At 63.4% G+C, this 15,927-nt stretch carries 14 protein-coding genes and 1 pseudogene; 7 read left to right on the forward strand and 8 right to left on the reverse strand.

The genetic code is table 11. The features are described from left to right. Window positions 1-7 precede the first annotated feature (7 nt). Entirely contained in the window at window positions 8-208 is a 201-nt protein-coding gene (locus ACFWO3_RS14320; RefSeq protein WP_378578516.1) for a PspC domain-containing protein, read from the reverse strand. 138 nt (window positions 209-346) lie between these two features. Between ACFWO3_RS14320 and ppk2 the strand changes: the two genes are divergently transcribed. From ppk2 to ACFWO3_RS14335, 3 genes are all read left to right on the forward strand, one after another. After that, window positions 347-1,276 (forward strand): polyphosphate kinase 2, encoded by a 930-nt coding sequence (gene ppk2, locus ACFWO3_RS14325; RefSeq protein ID WP_378578519.1) that lies wholly within the window; start codon window positions 347-349, stop codon window positions 1,274-1,276. Between the two features lie 450 nt (window positions 1,277-1,726). Then, a complete protein-coding gene (locus ACFWO3_RS14330; protein ID WP_378578521.1) occupies window positions 1,727-2,752 on the forward strand; it encodes an alpha/beta hydrolase in 1,026 nt (341 codons plus the stop codon). A 32-nt stretch (window positions 2,753-2,784) separates the two neighbouring features. Continuing rightward, entirely contained in the window at window positions 2,785-3,615 is an 831-nt protein-coding gene (locus ACFWO3_RS14335) for an alpha/beta fold hydrolase (protein ID WP_378578524.1), read from the forward strand. On the opposite strand, the gene ACFWO3_RS14340 is transcribed toward ACFWO3_RS14335, so the two are convergent. Together ACFWO3_RS14340 and ACFWO3_RS14345 are read right to left on the reverse strand one after the other, a co-directional pair. After that, complete coding sequence (locus ACFWO3_RS14340; RefSeq protein ID WP_378578527.1) at window positions 3,612-5,633, reverse strand: prolyl oligopeptidase family protein; 2,022 nt, start codon at window positions 5,631-5,633, stop codon at window positions 3,612-3,614. The two genes, ACFWO3_RS14335 and ACFWO3_RS14340, sit on opposite strands and share 4 nt — an antisense overlap. After that, window positions 5,630-5,902 carry a PLD nuclease N-terminal domain-containing protein gene (locus tag ACFWO3_RS14345; protein ID WP_378578531.1) on the reverse strand — a complete coding sequence of 91 codons (273 nt, stop codon included), beginning with the start codon at window positions 5,900-5,902 and terminating at the stop codon, window positions 5,630-5,632. Before ACFWO3_RS14345 ends, ACFWO3_RS14340 begins: the two co-directional genes overlap by 4 nt. A gap of 116 nt (window positions 5,903-6,018) precedes the next feature. Here ACFWO3_RS14345 and lpdA point away from each other — a divergent pair, with 116 nt between their 5' ends. Next, the gene (gene lpdA / locus ACFWO3_RS14350; RefSeq protein WP_378578534.1) at window positions 6,019-7,422 is read left to right on the forward strand and encodes a dihydrolipoyl dehydrogenase; all 1,404 of its coding nucleotides are present in this window, start codon (window positions 6,019-6,021) and stop codon (window positions 7,420-7,422) included. A 32-nt stretch (window positions 7,423-7,454) separates the two neighbouring features. Continuing rightward, window positions 7,455-8,124 (forward strand): annotated as a pseudogene (locus tag ACFWO3_RS14355) (KR domain-containing protein). Between the two features lie 88 nt (window positions 8,125-8,212). Here ACFWO3_RS14355 and ACFWO3_RS14360 read toward each other — a convergent pair. Continuing rightward, window positions 8,213-9,661, reverse strand: a complete 1,449-nt coding sequence (locus ACFWO3_RS14360; protein ID WP_378578537.1) for an aldehyde dehydrogenase family protein — start codon at window positions 9,659-9,661, stop codon at window positions 8,213-8,215. A gap of 68 nt (window positions 9,662-9,729) precedes the next feature. Between ACFWO3_RS14360 and ACFWO3_RS14365 the strand changes: the two genes are divergently transcribed. After that, complete coding sequence (locus ACFWO3_RS14365) at window positions 9,730-10,338, forward strand: TetR/AcrR family transcriptional regulator (RefSeq protein WP_378578541.1); 609 nt, start codon at window positions 9,730-9,732, stop codon at window positions 10,336-10,338. A gap of 21 nt (window positions 10,339-10,359) precedes the next feature. Here ACFWO3_RS14365 and ACFWO3_RS14370 read toward each other — a convergent pair whose 3' ends face one another. Then, window positions 10,360-10,890, reverse strand: coding sequence for a carboxymuconolactone decarboxylase family protein (locus tag ACFWO3_RS14370; protein ID WP_378578544.1), 531 nt, complete (start codon window positions 10,888-10,890; stop codon window positions 10,360-10,362). A 134-nt stretch (window positions 10,891-11,024) separates the two neighbouring features. Between ACFWO3_RS14370 and ACFWO3_RS14375 the strand changes: the two genes are divergently transcribed. Next, window positions 11,025-12,683, forward strand: coding sequence for an FAD-binding dehydrogenase (locus tag ACFWO3_RS14375; RefSeq protein WP_378578547.1), 1,659 nt, complete (start codon window positions 11,025-11,027; stop codon window positions 12,681-12,683). Window positions 12,684-12,712: 29 nt separating this feature from the next. On the opposite strand, the gene ACFWO3_RS14380 is transcribed toward ACFWO3_RS14375, so the two are convergent. From ACFWO3_RS14380 to ramB, 3 genes are all read right to left on the reverse strand, one after another. Continuing rightward, window positions 12,713-13,543, reverse strand: coding sequence for a hypothetical protein (locus ACFWO3_RS14380; RefSeq protein WP_378578550.1), 831 nt, complete (start codon window positions 13,541-13,543; stop codon window positions 12,713-12,715). A gap of 176 nt (window positions 13,544-13,719) precedes the next feature. Then, complete coding sequence (locus ACFWO3_RS14385; protein WP_378578552.1) at window positions 13,720-14,040, reverse strand: hypothetical protein; 321 nt, start codon at window positions 14,038-14,040, stop codon at window positions 13,720-13,722. An 88-nt stretch (window positions 14,041-14,128) separates the two neighbouring features. Beyond that, window positions 14,129-15,541, reverse strand: coding sequence for an acetate metabolism transcriptional regulator RamB (ramB, locus tag ACFWO3_RS14390; RefSeq protein WP_378578555.1), 1,413 nt, complete (start codon window positions 15,539-15,541; stop codon window positions 14,129-14,131). Between the last annotated feature and the right edge of the window lie 386 nt (window positions 15,542-15,927).

Raw genomic sequence — 15,927 nt, forward strand, 5'->3', positions numbered from 1 at the left:
CGCCGCATCACTCCGGCATGATCATCCAGGCCGCAAGGTAGACGAGTACCGCTGTACCGGCACTGGCGAAGGCTGCGATTATCATGCCGAGGCGGACCAGGTTGGCGTCGATCTCGAAGTATTCCGCGATGCCGCCGCATACTCCGGAGAGTATCTTCTGCTCGCGTGAACGGGTGAACTGACGTGGGGTCTTCTCTTCGGAAGTCATGCACACAGTTTCGAAGAGACGAGCAGCGTTCGCATCGGGGGAACCCCCGATTCCGCCCCTGAAGATTCGATTGCCGCGTTCCTTCCCGTTCACTGCGGCTTCACTACGGTGATACACGCCGCCGCTACGTTTTCGCAGATGACCGATATCGAAGAACGCCCGGCGTGTCTCGGTGCCGTCGCCGATCTGTCGACGGCCGTGGATCTGAGGGACGCCTCGGCGTTCGTGGTCGACGACGAGGACGACGACGATCCCGTCCTCCTGACCGAACCTGGTGGCCTCGTGGTGGACACGTGGCGCGAGGGGTACCCGTACGACGAGCGGATGGCGCGTGAGCAGTACGAACTCGAGAAGCGATTGCTTCAGATCGAACTGCTGAAGCTGCAGAACTGGGTCAAGAACACCGGTCGTCGGCAGGTCGTCGTCTTCGAAGGGCGCGACGCGGCCGGAAAGGGCGGGACGATCAAGAGGTTCACGGAACACTTGAATCCGCGCGGGGCGCAGGTTGTCGCGCTGGAGAAGCCTTCCGTGCGGGAATCGACTCAGTGGTACTTCCAGCGGTACGTCGATCATCTGCCTGCTGCCGGCGAGATCGTGATGTTCGACCGTTCCTGGTACAACCGGGCGGGCGTGGAGCGAGTGATGGGCTTCTGCTCGGACAAGCAGTACGACACGTTCCTCCACCAGGCTCCGTTGTTCGAGAAGATGCTCGTCGACGACGGCATCGACCTGATCAAGTTCTGGTTCTCTGTGTCACCGCTCGAACGGCGGACGAGGTTCGCGATTCGTCAGGTCGATCCGGTTCGGCAGTGGAAGTTGTCGCCGATGGACCTCGCCTCGCTGGACAAGTGGGATTCCTACACCGCGGCCAAGGAGGAGATGTTCCGGTACACGGATACCGACGTGGCGCCGTGGATCGTGGTCAAGAGCAACGACAAGAAGCGGGCGCGGATCAATGCAATGCGTTATGTCCTCTCGCAGTTCGACTACGAGAACAAGGACGACGACGTGGTCGGGGCTCCCGATCCGCTCATCGTCGGCCGGGGAACCGAAGTGATTGCCGAATGAACGGAATGTTTGCACGTCGTTTTTGCGAACTTCATTGAATCGCGAACTGATTACGGTACAAAAAGTAGAGAGCATATTGCGGGCTTTCACGGCGTCCTCCGAACGGAGGATCACACAAAGTCGCGTTGGCCGTTTACGCTCTTCACGTGCGGTCGTCGTGGCCGGTGCACAGGGCACTCGATCCGCACCACGAACTCGTGTTCGACCACTTGGTTGTCACGAAAATGCCGACACATATCCGAAGGAGAAACCATGTCGTCCGACCTCATCACCGTTCTCGAGCTCCTCAACACCATCCTCCCTCTCCTCAGCGGCTCCGCCGGCTAGGAAGTGAGTTCGGGGAACGAACTTCCCCACCCTTTCGATCCGGGGATCGGGGGCCGCATGACAGAATGTGGCTGCCGGTCCCCGGATCGACCGGTATGTCGGGATATTCCACTAAGGAGCACGATGGTCAACCGATTGGCTACCGGGCGTTTCGCCGCGGTCTTCGCCGTTCTACTCATGGTCAGTGGCATCGGCACGGCAGCGGTTGCCGGTGCGGATCCCGCACCGGCCGGCGAACCCACGGGTTCGCACCTCGTTCGGACCGAACGGATCGACGATCGCCAGTTGACGCTGCAGGTCTACTCGGCGTCGATGGACAAGAACATTCCGCTGCGGGTCATCACTCCCGCAGACGACAGTGCTCCGCGGCCCACGCTCTACCTCCTCAACGGCGCAGGTGGCGGCGAGGATTCCGCCACCTGGCAGCGCAAGACGGACATCGTCAACTTCTTCGCCGACAAGAACGTCAATGTCGTCACGCCGATGCTCGGAGCTTTCAGTTACTACACCGACTGGTTGCAGGACGATCCGGAGCTCGGTCGCAACAAGTGGACCACCTTCCTGACGAAGGAAGCCCCGTCGATCGTGGACGAGGCTCTCGGCACCAACGGTGTCAATTCCATCGCAGGTATCTCGATGGCGGGAGGCTCCGTGTTGTCGCTCGCGGAGTCGGCACCAGAGCTCTACCAGGGTGTGGCGTCCTACAGCGGTTGCGCGCAGACCAGCACCGATCCGGGTCGCACGTATGTGAAGGTGGTCGTCGAATCACGCGGTGGCGCGGATACCGTCAACATGTGGGGCGAGGACGACAACCCGGCCTGGGCCGCCAACGATCCGACCCTCAACGCGGACAAGCTGCGCGGCAAGCAGATCTACGTCAGTAGCGGCTCCGGCCTGCCCGGGCCGCACGACAGGCTCGATGGCCCCGGAATCGAGGGCGACCTCGAGATCTACGCCAACCAGATGATTCTCGGCACCGTGATCGAGGCGGCGACCAACCAGTGCACGCACGCGCTGGCCGGAAAGCTGAACGAGTTGGGCATCCCGGCGACCTTCGACTTCCGTCCGCAGGGCACTCACGCCTGGCCGTACTGGGAGGACGACCTGCACAAGTCGTGGCCGATGCTGGCCGGCTCGCTGGGCATCTGATCCAGGCGTCCCGTCGGGCTTAGGCTGACAGGGTGGACACCGTACCCATTCAGATGCCCGACGGGACGACCACGCCCGTCCGCCTGTTCGCCGGCTCCGACGAGGCTCCTGTCGTCGTCATATTCCCCGGGCTCGGTATTCCCGCGGGATACTACGAATTGTTTGCGCAGAACTTGTGTTCGCACGGTTTCAATGTGGCAATCGGTGAACTTCGTGGACAGGGCGACAGTCGCCCCCGGCCGAGTTCGTCGAGTACATACGGCTATCACGAACTGGTCTCGGTCGATTTTCCCGCGATATTCGAGGTGGTCCGTGAGACCTTTCCCTCGTCCACTCCCTATCTGCTCGGGCACAGCATGGGTGGACAGCTCGGCGTCATGTACGCGGCACGGGTCCGAGGACGACTCGGTGGTGTCGTCCTGGTGGCTTCCGGGTCTCCGTACTACCGGGGATTCTCGGGGATGGGGTCGCCCGGGCTGCTGCTCGGCAGTGCTGCGATGTCCGTCACCGCCAACATCGCCGGATTCTGGCCGGGCGACAAACTCGACATCGGTGGTTTCGGCCGGCAGTCGAAGGTCCTGATCTCGGACTGGTCGAGGTTCGCGCGCTCCGGAAAGATCGATCCGGCCGGAGCCGACATCGACTACGAGGAGCGGATCGGCCGTCTGAAATTACCGGTGCTGTCCATCTCCATCGAAGGTGACGAGTTGGCCCCTCGCGGTTCGGCGAAGAATCTGGTGCGCAAGATGCCCGACGCCGACGTCACGATGTGGCATCAGGCGCAACCGCTGGGGCACAACGGGTGGATCCGCAATCCGACCGGGACGGTCGATCGGATTGCGGAGTGGATCCACGACCGCTAGAGCCCGAGCTTCCGGCTCAGGAACGTGTAGGTCAGTGCGGATTTGAACGCTGCCTGCTTGTTGTCTGCGGCACCGCCGTGCCCACCCTCGATGTTCTCGAAGTACCAGATCTCGTGACCCTCCTCTTCGAGGAGCGCGGCCATCTTGCGTGCGTGTCCGGGATGAACGCGATCGTCGCGGGTCGAGGTGGTGACGAGAATCGGCGGGTAGTCGGCGTTCGGGTCCGTGGTCTGATAGGGCGAGTACTTGCCGAGGAACTCCCAGTCGTCGGGGTTGTCCGGGTCCCCGTACTCCGCGACCCAGGACGCGCCCGCGAGGAGCAGGTGGTAACGCTTCATGTCGAGGAGCGGGACCGCGCAGACGATCGCCCCGAACAGTTCCGGGTAGCGAGTGAGCATGACGCCCATCAGCAGTCCGCCATTGCTACCGCCGTGGATGCCGAGTTGCTCTGCGGTGGTGATCTTCCGAGCGACGACGTCCTTTGCGACAGCGGCGAAATCCTCGTACACCTTGTGCCGGTTCTCGCGCAGGACCGAAGTGTGCCATTCGGGGCCGTATTCGCCGCCGCCACGAATATTGGCGAGCACGTACGCGCCGCCCTCTTCCAGCCAGCCGAGCCCGGTGATACCGCTGTATGCCGGGACCATCGAGTTCTCGAACCCGCCGTACCCGTATTGCAAAGTGGGGCACGGTCCCTCGACGTCGTCACGTTTGACGACGAAGTAGGGGATCTTCGTGCCGTCGTCGGAGGTCGCGAAGTACTGAGTGGTGGAGATTCCCTCCGCGTCGAAGAACGACGGGGCCTGCTTCACCGGGGTCGGTTCGCCGCCCACTTCGCCGTACAGCAGGGTCGCGGGGGTCGTGAATCCGCTGGAGTTTACGAAGAACTCGTCCGAATTGCGGGAGTCGGTGGAGATGATTCCGCTACTGGTGAGGGGCGGAAGACCGGGTACCGGCGAGGTGGTCCATCCGTCGTCGCCCGGAGTCAGGACGTGCAGATCCGTCCGAACGTCACGCAGTGTCACGAGAAGCAGGTGGTTCCGGGTCCACGTCGCTTGCTCCAGAGAAGTGTGGGCGTCGGGAGTGAAGAGCGCGGTCAGGTCGCGTTTGCCCGCCATGAAGTCGCGGAAGTCCGTGACGAGGAGCGACCCGGCCGGGTGCACCGTGCCGTCGACCTCCCAGTCGGAGCGGGGGCGGACGGTCAGCCAGTCGTGGTGGACGGACATGCCCGCGTCGTCGGGGACCTCGACCTTCGTCAGCGAACCGTCGACGGGGTTCAGTTCGTAGCGTTCGCTGTTGTAGAAGTCGGTGGACCGACTGACGAAATGTCGTTCGTAGCCGGGTACATCCGAGTAGGAAGCGCCTGCCGACACGTCGGTCGCTTCGCCCTCGTACACGGTGACGGCTTCGGCGAGTGTGGTGCCGCGCGTCCACCGCTTGGCGATGCGCGGATAGCCGGACTCGGTCATCGAACCCGCACCGAAGTCGGTCCCGACGTAGACGTTGTTCTCGTCGATCCAGCTGATCCCGCTCTTCGCTTCGGGAAGTTCGAATGCGTCCGGTCCGGTGACGAAAGTGCGGGTCTCGAGGTCGAACTCACGGACCACCGTGGCATCCGCGCCGCCGCGTGAGAGCTCGAGCAGCGCTCGTGTCTGTGAGGGTCGCAGCACGGTGGCCCCTGCCCACACCCAGTTCTCGTCCTCGTTCGCGGCGAGGGCATCGACGTCGAGCAGGATGTCCCATTCCGGGTTCTCGGTCCGGTACTGCTCGCGAGTGGTGCGGCGCCAGATGCCCCGCACGTGGTCGGAATCGCGCCAGAAGTTGTAGAGGTACTCACCGCGGATCCCGGCGTAGGGGATGCGTGCATCCGTGTCGAGCACCCCGAGGATGCGCTCCTCGAGTGCCGAGAATCGTGCGTTCTCCGTGTACTCGCCGACGGTGCGGGCGTTGCGTTCGCGCACCCAGTCGAGGGATGCATCGGCGGTCACGTCTTCGAGCCAGAGGAAGGGGTCGGTCATGGCGCCATTCTTGCAGGACGCACGAACCACGCGATTGCGCCGACGAACGGGACGCCCAGGACAAGGAGCGACCACGCCAACTTCCGGGACGTGGGCTGGTCCGATTCGGTGATCGAGAGTGCTGCGCATGCAGTCAGTGACACCCAGACGAGAGCTCCGACCACCACGAGTGCGGCGACGGCGAGGAAGTCCCCGAACCCCGGCATACAGTCCGTCTCGCTCCTCGCGCACTCGCTGAGGCCCGCTTCTGCGAGGGTCGCCCACGTCATGAAACCCGAGCGTACCGAGCACGTGCGGGCGCGCGGAGAAGGCGCCGAAACTGCTACTCGTGAGTAATACGACCAGCTCGAGACAACGATTCGGGACGGGACTACCCTGAGGAATCGTGACCTCACACTATGACGTCGTTGTCCTCGGAGCCGGTCCCGGCGGGTACGTCGCTGCTATCCGCGCGGCACAGCTGGGATTGAGCACCGCCATCATCGAGCAGAAGTACTGGGGTGGTGTGTGTCTGAACGTCGGCTGCATCCCCTCCAAGGCACTTCTCCGTAATGCCGAGCTTGCGCATCTCTTCACGAAAGAGGCAAAGACCTTCGGTATCTCGGGAGAGGCGTCCTTCGATTTCGGCGCAGCCTTCGATCGCAGCCGCAAGGTGGCGGACGGGCGCGTCAAGGGCGTTCACTTCTTGATGAAGAAGAACAAGATCACCGAGTACGACGGCCGCGGCACCTTCACCGGCCCGAACGGAATCTCGGTGGAGTTGTCGAAGGGGGGCACCGAAGAGATCACGTTCGACAACGCGATCATCGCGACCGGCAGTGAGACCAAGCTGCTCCCCGGTACCGCGCTGAGCGACAACGTGGTCACCTACGAAGAACAGATCATGACTCGCGATCTCCCGGGTTCGATGCTGATCGTCGGTGCCGGCGCGATCGGTATGGAGTTCGGTTACGTCCTGAAGAATTACGGCGTGGACGTCACCATCGTGGAGTTCCTCGACCGCGCGCTGCCCAACGAGGACGCCGACGTCTCCAAGGAGATCACCAAGGCGTACAAGAAGCTCGGTGTCACCATCAAGACCGGTGCCGCCGTGCAGTCCATCGAGGACGGTGGCGACAAGGTCACCGTGTCGATCAAGGACAACAAATCCGGCAACGTCGAGACCGTGGTGGTGGACAAGGTCCTGCAGTCGGTCGGCTTCGCGCCCCGTGTCGAGGGCTACGGTCTCGATCGCACCGGTGTCGCGCTCACCGATCGTGGTGCCATCGACATCGACGAGCGGATGCGTACCAGCGTTCCGCACATCTACGCGATCGGTGATGTCACCGCGAAGCTGCAGCTTGCCCACGTTGCCGAGGCTCAGGCTGTGGTCGCTGCCGAGACAATCGCCGATGCGGAAACGCTCGAACTCGGCGACTACCGCATGATGCCGCGTGCGACGTTCTGTCAGCCGCAGGTGGCGTCCTTCGGTCTCACCGAGGAGCAGGCGCGTGCCGAGGGTTACGACGTGCAGGTGGCGAGCTTCCCGTTCATGGCGAACGGCAAGGCACACGGCCTCGGTGATCCGACCGGATTCGTGAAGCTCATCGCCGACAAGAAGTACGGCGAGCTGATCGGTGGGCATCTCATCGGACCCGACGTGTCCGAGCTGCTTCCGGAGCTCACGCTGGCACAGAAGTGGGATCTCACGGTCAATGAGTTGGCGCGCAACGTGCACACGCACCCGACGCTCAGCGAAGCACTGCAGGAGGCCATCCACGGCCTGGCAGGGCACATGATCAACTTCTGATTCTTACGCACCGAGGCCCGCACATCGACGTGATGTGCGGGCCTCGATCGTGTGACGGCACCTTCTCCGGTCAGGTCGCCGCCAAGGCGCAGGATCTGTCCGCCCGGGGTGTGAACGTCCGCCGCGCCGACTACGGCGATCGCGGCGCACTCGAAACGGCCCTCGCGGGAGTCGACAAGTTGCTGCTCGTGTGTGGGTCTCGCGACCGAGCACGTCGCCACCGAGAAGAAGCTCGCCGATTCCGGCCTGGACCACGCCCTGCTCCGGAACGGTTGGTACTGGGAGAACTACGAGGGCAGCGTTCCGGCTGCCGTCGAGACCGGGAGGCTGTTCGGGAGTGCGGGCGACGGGCGCGTTGCCGGCGCCACCCGCAAGGACTATGCGGAAGCCGCCGCCGCCGTGCTCCTGTCCGACGACGAGGCCGGCAAGGTGTACGAGCTGGGTGGTGACACCCCGCTCACCTACCCGGAAATTGCCGCCGCCATCGGTGAGAACGCCGGTAAGGCAGTCGAGTACGTCGATCTCCCGCAGCCCGAATACGCCGCCATTCTCGAAGGTACCGGGCTTCCTTTCGCAGTGGCGAACATGCTCGCGGACTCGGACGCCGGCGTTGCCGTGGGTGGACTGGACACCGACTCGAGTGACCTGAAGAAGCTGATCGGCCACGAATCCACGCCTTTCGCAGACGTGCTGGGGAGCTGATCGACGAGCCTGACTGCACACGAACTCGCGTTTCGGGCGGAATCCCGTCGCAGAATGCGATTTGTGTGCACTCAGACTCGTTCGGGGGTCAACGGTGCAGCGCAGCCATCGAACGTTGGACGATCCCTAGTGTCTTCAAGTCGCGGGCCGAGCGGCGGAAGGTGGCGATTCGAACGGGCACGGTGAATCGTTTCCGGGTCACGGCTTGTGGTGTCACGAACTCCCGCAGCCCTTCCGTTCCGTGGATGCGGCCGAATCCCGACGAACGCACGCCTCCGAACGGGAGGGTGGGGACTCCGCCGTAGCTGATGACGTCGTTGATACTGACCATGCCCGTGTGCAGACGTTCGGCGATGTCGCTCGCGCGCTTCTTGCCGAAAACTGCAGCGCCCAAGCCGTACTCGGAGGCGTTCGTCAGTTCGATCGCCTTGTCGACGTCCGGTACCCGTGTGACCACGACGACTGGCCCGAAGGTCTCCTCGCACACGGCTGCAGAGTCTTCGGGGACGTCTACCAGAACCACGGGGTCGACGAACGGTGGCCGAATCGAATCGGGGCCACCCACGATCGCTCGTCCACCGTCCGCGATTGCCGCGTCGATGTGTCGGCGGATGATGTCGAGTTGTCCCGGCATGGTGACGGGACCGTAGTCCTCTCCGGCCCGTAACGCGTTGGCTTTCTCGACGATTTTTGCCAGGAACGGGTCGTATGCCGACTCGACAACGTACACGCGCTCGACTCCGGCGCACGATTGCCCGCCGTTCATCACTGCGCCCCAAAGGGCGCCGTCCGCAGCGGAATCGAGGTCCGCGTCCGAATCGACGATGAGTGCGTCCTTGCCGCCGAGTTCCATCAGGACCGGGGTGAGTGTGGCCGAGCACGTCGCCATCACCTTGCTGCCGGTCGGACCGGACCCGGTGAAGGCAAGTTTGTCGACGCCGGAAGTGCACAGTGCTGCGCCTGTTTCGCCGGCACCGAACACCGTTCGGAACACCGGATGCTCCGGGACGGCTTCCGCGAAGGTGTCCGCCAGCCAGCGCCCGATTGCAGGTGTGTGCTCGGACGGCTTGAAGACGACCGCGTTACCGGCGGCCAGCGCGTAACCGATCGAACCCATCGGGGTATGGATCGGGTAGTTCCACGGCCCGATCACCCCGATCACGCCGTAGGGGCGGTAGCGGATGGTTGCAGCCTGGTTGAACATGAGCAGGCCGGGCGAGACTCGCTTGTCACGTAGTGCCCGAGCCGCGTTGCAGGCCGCCCAGTCGAGGTGGTCGATCGTGAGGGTGAGCTCGAGTAGCGCGTCTGCGTGGACCTTGCCGTTCTCGCGTCGTAGCAGGTCGAAGATCTCGTTTCGACGGTCCGACATGACTCGTTTCCAGCGCAGCAGATGCTTGCGGCGTTCCCTGCTGCCGATCGATTGCCAATTCTCGGCAGCCGAGCGTGCGCTCCGTACGCAGTCGCGGACACCCTCCGGTGAATCGATGTGGAAGGTGCCGACAGTGGTGCCGTCCACTGGATTCCGGGAGGTCAGCATGGTTCGGTCCTCGTCATGACGCAAAGTCTGACACCGTGTCAGACTTTGCGTCAAGTATGGTTGCGCCCATGACCTTCAAGCGGCGTGGAACTCGGGAACGGCGGGCGATCGCGGAACAGATGGTCTTGGACTCCGCCCGTGAATTGCTGGACGAGGGTGTCGAATTCGCGGAGCTGACGGTCGAACAGATCGCTCGGCGGGCGGGTATCTCCAGGCCGGCCTTCTACGGACACTTCGTGGACAAGAGCGCTCTGCTCGTTCGCCTCGCCGAAACCGTTGTCGAGCCGGCGTACATCCGTGCCGACGAAGAACTGAGCGGGTTGCCGTCGGGCCCCGAACACGTCTATCGGGCGCTGCGATCGGTCGTCGACCCCTTGGTGGCAGATGTCGGAACGCTGCGGGCCGTGGTCCGAACGGCTACCTACGACCCTGTTGTCCGTAAGGAGTGGCGACGCATGACCTCCAGGTTGAGCAGCTCGGTGGCTACCCGAATTCGGCAACAGCAGGAGTCGGACGTGGCTTTGCCAGGTGATGCGAGTCGGATGGCAGACGTGCTCGTCACGACCGTCGTCGACACGATCGGTCTGCACATGGCAGATACCGATGTGAACGAGCGGGATGCCACGTCGGAGACCTTGGCGTTGGTCTGGCGACGTTCCATCTACGGGAGCGCTTAGCGGTCCGCGGGATCGGGTTGTTCAGAAGTCTCGCTCGAGGCGAAGCGTGCCGATGGTGGTTGCCAAGCCGTCGTACTGAGTGATCAGGAGAAGGATCTCGATCAGTCGACGGTCGTCGTAGTGCGCGGCCAGGGTCGTCCACGTGCTGTCGCCGAGCTGTTTCGTCGCGACCAGTTCGTCCACTGCGGTGAGCAGCGCGCGGTGCTTGTCGCTCCACCCGGTTGCTTCGGGGCCGCCGAGGATACGTTCGAGGATGTCCGGCGTGACCCCTGCGCGTTTGCCGAGACGTTTGTGATGGTCCATCTCGTAGTCGCATTCGCGCAGGTGCGCGACCCGGATGATGACCATCTCCGATTCGAATCTGGGCAGCCGCCCGCCTGGCATCAATTTTCCCGAATAGTGCAACCAGCCACGGAACAGCCCGCCTGTGCGGCCCAGTGTGCTGAACAGGTGGGCGTCCGGTGCCCCGGAAGCCTTCGACAGCACGCGCCAAATCGCCCAGTTGATCGGTCCGAGTTCCTTGAATCGCCCGGGTGTGATGCGTGGTGCCACGATGCCTCCCTGTTTCTGTACTTGTTCGCGAGCATACGTAACGTGCATCACGGTTTTCCGCGCCGACGTATACATTCGTCCAGGAACGTGCGTTTCACGTCCGCGCACACGCGATCAGGCCAGGAGTTGGGGAAATGTCAACGAACGCAGATGTCATCGTCGTCGGAGCCGGTCTGTCCGGTCTGGTCGCCACCCACGAGTTGGTGAAGGCCGGTAAACGCGTGGTGGTCGTCGAACAGGAGAACGAGTCGAACCTCGGGGGTCAGGCGTTCTGGTCGCTGGGCGGGCTGTTCCTCGTCGATTCGCCCGAGCAGCGCCATCTGGGGATCAAGGATTCCCATGAGTTGGCCATGCAGGACTGGTTGGGCTCCGCAGGTTTCGACCGTGAGCGCGAGGATCACTGGGGCCGGCAGTGGGCGGAGGCGTACGTCGACTTCGCGGCCGGTGAGAAGCGTTCGTATCTGTACGAGCTGGGTCTGAAGGTGATGCCCAACGTGGGATGGGCAGAACGCGGGTCCGGTCTCGCGAACGGCCACGGCAACTCCGTACCGCGTTTCCACATTGCGTGGGGGACCGGTCCCGAGGTGGTCCGAGTTTTTCGTGAACCGGTGCTGCGCGGCGTTGCGGACGGCTTGGTGACCTTCGAGTACCGCCACCAGGTGGACGAATTGATCGTCGAGAACGGTGCCGCAGTGGGTGTTCGCGGCACCGTTCTCGAACCCTCGTCCGAGGAACGCGGTGTGCAGTCCTCGCGGAATCCAGTGGGGGACTTCGAGCTGCGGGCCGGTGCGGTGATCGTCACCTCGGGCGGAATCGGCGCCAACCAGGAATTGGTGCGGCAGAACTGGCCCGAGGACCGCATGGGTCCGATGCCGCAGAACATGATCTGTGGAGTCCCGGCACACGTGGACGGGCGGATGCTCGGAATCACGGAGTCGGCGGGCGGCAACATCGTGAACCGAGACCGTATGTGGCACTACACCGAAGGCATCAAGAACTGGGATCCGATCTGGCCCAACCACGGAATCCGCATCATCCCCGGCCCGTCGTCGCTGTGGCTCGACGCCACCGGAAAGCGCATGCCGATCCCGGCGTTCCCCGGTTTCGACTCCTTGGGAACGCTCGAGCAAATCGCTCGTTCGGGGCACGACTACACGTGGTTCATCCTCACCCAGGCCATCATCGAGAAGGAGTTTGCACTTTCGGGCTCCGAACAGAACCCGGACATGACCGGCAAGGACCTCAAGCTCCTTCTGCAGAGGGTCAAGAAGGGGGCGACCGGGCCCGTCGAGGCGTTCAAGGAGCACGGAGAGGACTTCGTCGTTCGAAACAACCTGCGCGATCTGGTGGACGGTATGAACGCCATCGCGCCCGGCCCGCAACTCGACTACGAGCAGGTGGAGCGCGAAGTAGTTGCCCGCGACCGTGAACTCGACAACGCATACACCAAGGACATGCAGATCATGTCGATCAGGAATGCGCGGAACTTCCTGCCGGACAAGGTCACACGGGTGGCGAAGCTGCACAAACTGCAAGATCCCAAGGCCGGCCCCATGATCGCCGTGCGACTCAACCTGCTGACGCGAAAAACGCTCGGTGGGTTGGAGACGAACCTGGATTCACAAGTGATGCGGCCGGACGGCACGCCTTTCGAAGGCCTGTATGCCGCGGGTGAGGTTGCCGGGTTCGGCGGCGGCGGTGTGCACGGGTACAACGCGCTCGAGGGCACTTTCCTCGGCGGATGCATATTCTCCGGTCGAGCGGCCGGACGAGCTCTGGGGCGCTCCTCGTAAGGAAACGCCCCAGAGTGTAGGTCGGCGGATCAACCGAACGGCATCGGTTCCACGGCGGATTCGTCGATCTCCGGAAGGTCGAGCGGCACACCGAAATCGTGGTACCGCTTGACCTGTTCTCCGTCGTCCTCCTGGATGAGCTTGCCGGATTCGTCGACCCAGTACTGGGTCGTGTCGGGGAGCATCGCAGCCATTCCTGTCCGCATCTCTTCCGGCAACTCGCCGTCGCCGTCACCCTTCATGACATCGAGGGTCATGTCGACGACGGCGTCCTTGTCCATCGTCACCACGTAGCGGGTGGTGTCGATTCCCTCGACCGTGTCGGGGCCGGCCTCTTCCACGTTCTGTGCCGAGTCGAGCAGCAATGCAATGAATTCGGCGTCGAACGCCTTGGTCAGCATCGAGCCCATACCCTGGCCTTCCATCGGCATCCGATACCACTTTCCGGCCTCCACACCCGGCGACTCCTGGCCGAAGCGGATGAAGAAGTCGTCGTCGCGCAGGAAGGTCGTCATGGGTGCCCCGGCCGGGCCGCTGGCCGGTGAATCGGTGTAGACGGTCTTCTCCGAATGGTCGATCTGCGCGGTGGTTTCCGCGCCGTCCTTCACCGATGTCACACGCATCGGACCTTGGAAGGTCTGGTCGACGGCCGAAGAGAGGCGTTCGGCGGGCGAATCGGCTGTGTCGTTCCCACCGAAGGCGACGAATCCGACGGCGATCGCGGCTGCGGCGAGGACCGCAACACCTCCGAGTGCGTAGAGGCCACGCTTGCTCTTCGGCGCGGGTGCCGGCTGAACTGGTTGCGCGGCATCGTTCGGCGTGTCGACCTGCTGCGGTGCCTGATCTTGAATCGGCTGCATGACTGAATAACCCCCCGTGTAATCGAACGGACCGTTGTCCGTTGCGGCTGCGCAACCATAGCCGACTTGTCGATCGCGCTTCGTTCTACCCGACCGAAGGCGCCGTGCAGGCCACGACGATTCGGCATCGCGACCTGCTGGGCCCCAGTCAGCGCGCGGTGTATTCGGTGACGCAGTCACCGTTCGTAGTTCTGGTCGGTCCCGTGATCGGCGATCCCGAGGACGAGCGCGAGCGGTCCTGGCGAAGTCGCGACGTCGGGGATGGTCAGGGTGTTGTCCGGCTCTTGAACGCGCGTGACGGTTTCGCTGCCCGACCGCCCGGTATCCAGATTGGCCCAGGTGACTCGGAAGGTTTGGTCGTATCCGATGTCGGACTTCGCATCCGTGTGGAGCTGGAAATCGACTACGCCGTCGGCGGAATCGACCTGGGTGGTGCTCGTGACCGGGATCTCGATGCTGCACAGTGCGGTGGGTTCGGCGTTCGCCGTCCCCGCCATTCCTCTCGTTCGATGTTCCGTGCTTGTCGGCCTGACCTCCGCTACATCGAGTGGCACCGATGATGCGTTAGCACAAGCAGACTCGCGGTCAATTGACCACGTACGGCGACACGGAACTGCGATGCTCGCTGATGTCCAACTCCTTGCCCAGGGGAGGGAATGCGCGCTGCGGGCAGTTGAGGCGCTCGCAGACGCGGCACCCGGCCCCGATCGGGGTGCCGGGGTTGGACTCGTCGAGATCCAGTCCGTCGCTGTAGACGAGTCGGTGGGCATGCCTGATCTCGCACCCGAGACCGATCGCGAACGTCTTGCCGGGCTGTCCGTAGCGTGCGGCGCGACGTTCGACAGTGCGTGCGATCCACAGGTAGCGGCGACCGTCGGGCATCTGCGAGATCTGGTTCATGATCTTTCCGGGATACGAGAACGTCTCGTACACGTTCCACAACGGGCAGGTGCCGCCGCTCGTGGAGAAGTGAAAACCTGTGGCGGACTGGCGCTTCGACATGTTTCCCGCGCGGTCGACTCGAACGAACATGAACGGAACCCCACGCAGTTTGGGGCGCTGCAACGTGGAGAGGCGGTGGCAGACGGTCTCGTAGCTCACCGAGTAGAAGGCCGACAGGCGTTCGATGTCGTATCGGAAGTCTTCGGCGACCTCGTGGAACTGAACATAGGGGAGCACGGTTGCTGCGGCGAAGTAGTTGGCCAGGCCGAGACGGGCGAGGGTCAGCGAGGCTTCGCTCGTGAAGTTGCCTTCGGTGACGAGCTTGTCGATCAGATCTCCATGCTCGAGATACGCCAGTTCGGTTGCGAACTTGAAGACCTGCTGACCGCCCGACAGGTGTGGTGAAATCTCGAGGATTCTGGTCTCGGGGTCGTATCGGTGCAGGACGCCTTCGCCGAGGTCGATGCGCTTCTGGATCTGCACGTCGTGCACGGACTGCAGTCGGCGTGCGACCTCGCCTGCGACGTCACCACGGTGGAAGCGCATCCGCGCGGTCAGTTCCTCGGCGGCGGTGTCCAGCTCGTGCAGATAGTTCTGCCGTTGATAGAAGTAGTCGCGCACTTCCTCGTGGGGCATGGTGATGGCGCCGCTGCCGCTTCCGTCGCTGAAACGGTCTTCCGTCGCAGCCGCGAGCTGGGCGGTGGTGTTACGGAACCGGCGGTGCATGTTGACCATGGCCTTCGCCAGGCCGGGGTGGGTCGACACCATCTCGGCGATCTCCTGCGCATCGGCGTCGATCCCCATCTCCTGGTCGAGTGCGACCTCCCGCATCTCGGCGATCAGGCGGGTGTCGTCCTGCGAGGAGAAGAAGGTGGTGTCGACACCGAACACCTCGCTGATCCTGAGGAGGACGGGGACCGTCAACGGCCGTACGTCGTGTTCGATCTGGTTGAGGTAGCTGGCGGAGATCTCCAGCGTCTTCGCGAGCGCGGCCTGGCTCATCGCCCGTTCGGTCCGCAGCTGACGGAGCCGGGCGCCCACGAAGGTCTTCGACATTTCTCCAGGTTACGAGCGGTTCACCACGTTCGCAACGTACGATTCGCAGGCTTAGCTTCGTGTCAACCAGCCTGAGTGCACACAAATCGATTCGGCAGGCGGGATTCCGTCGCCTTGGGAGATTTGTGTGCAGTTACGCCCGTTCGAGCCTGATCCGCATGAGGGTGCGGCGCGGCGGCCTTAGGGTTCGGCGACTGACCGATATGTGCGACTGCCATGCCTCCCTCACCTCTCGTGGATTCGATCGATATCCGACCCGAACGAGCGCAAGGGGTCGGCATCGACCTGGCCGACAAATCGCCAGACGGGCCGCCGCTGGGTTCCAGCAAGCTCCTGAGCCGGCAGGGTGCGGAGGGATAGTCGCACGAGCCTGAGTGCACACAAAT

The organism is Rhodococcus sp. NPDC058521 (assembly GCF_042719695.1).
Classification (GTDB): Bacteria; Actinomycetota; Actinomycetes; order Mycobacteriales; family Mycobacteriaceae; genus Rhodococcus_F.

Coding starts and splice junctions, on each gene's coding strand:
- ACFWO3_RS14320 (WP_378578516.1), bottom strand. CDS start 208: ATGACTTCCGAAGAGAAGACCCCACGTCAGTTCACCCGTTCACGCGAG.
- ppk2 (WP_378578519.1), top strand. CDS start 347: ATGACCGATATCGAAGAACGCCCGGCGTGTCTCGGTGCCGTCGCCGAT.
- ACFWO3_RS14330 (WP_378578521.1), top strand. CDS start 1,727: ATGGTCAACCGATTGGCTACCGGGCGTTTCGCCGCGGTCTTCGCCGTT.
- ACFWO3_RS14340 (WP_378578527.1), bottom strand. CDS start 5,633: ATGACCGACCCCTTCCTCTGGCTCGAAGACGTGACCGCCGATGCATCC.
- ACFWO3_RS14345 (WP_378578531.1), bottom strand. CDS start 5,902: ATGACGTGGGCGACCCTCGCAGAAGCGGGCCTCAGCGAGTGCGCGAGG.
- ACFWO3_RS14360 (WP_378578537.1), bottom strand. CDS start 9,661: ATGCTGACCTCCCGGAATCCAGTGGACGGCACCACTGTCGGCACCTTC.
- ACFWO3_RS14365 (WP_378578541.1), top strand. CDS start 9,730: ATGACCTTCAAGCGGCGTGGAACTCGGGAACGGCGGGCGATCGCGGAA.
- ACFWO3_RS14375 (WP_378578547.1), top strand. CDS start 11,025: ATGTCAACGAACGCAGATGTCATCGTCGTCGGAGCCGGTCTGTCCGGT.
- ACFWO3_RS14380 (WP_378578550.1), bottom strand. CDS start 13,543: ATGCAGCCGATTCAAGATCAGGCACCGCAGCAGGTCGACACGCCGAAC.
- ACFWO3_RS14385 (WP_378578552.1), bottom strand. CDS start 14,040: ATGGCGGGGACGGCGAACGCCGAACCCACCGCACTGTGCAGCATCGAG.
- ramB (WP_378578555.1), bottom strand. CDS start 15,541: ATGTCGAAGACCTTCGTGGGCGCCCGGCTCCGTCAGCTGCGGACCGAA.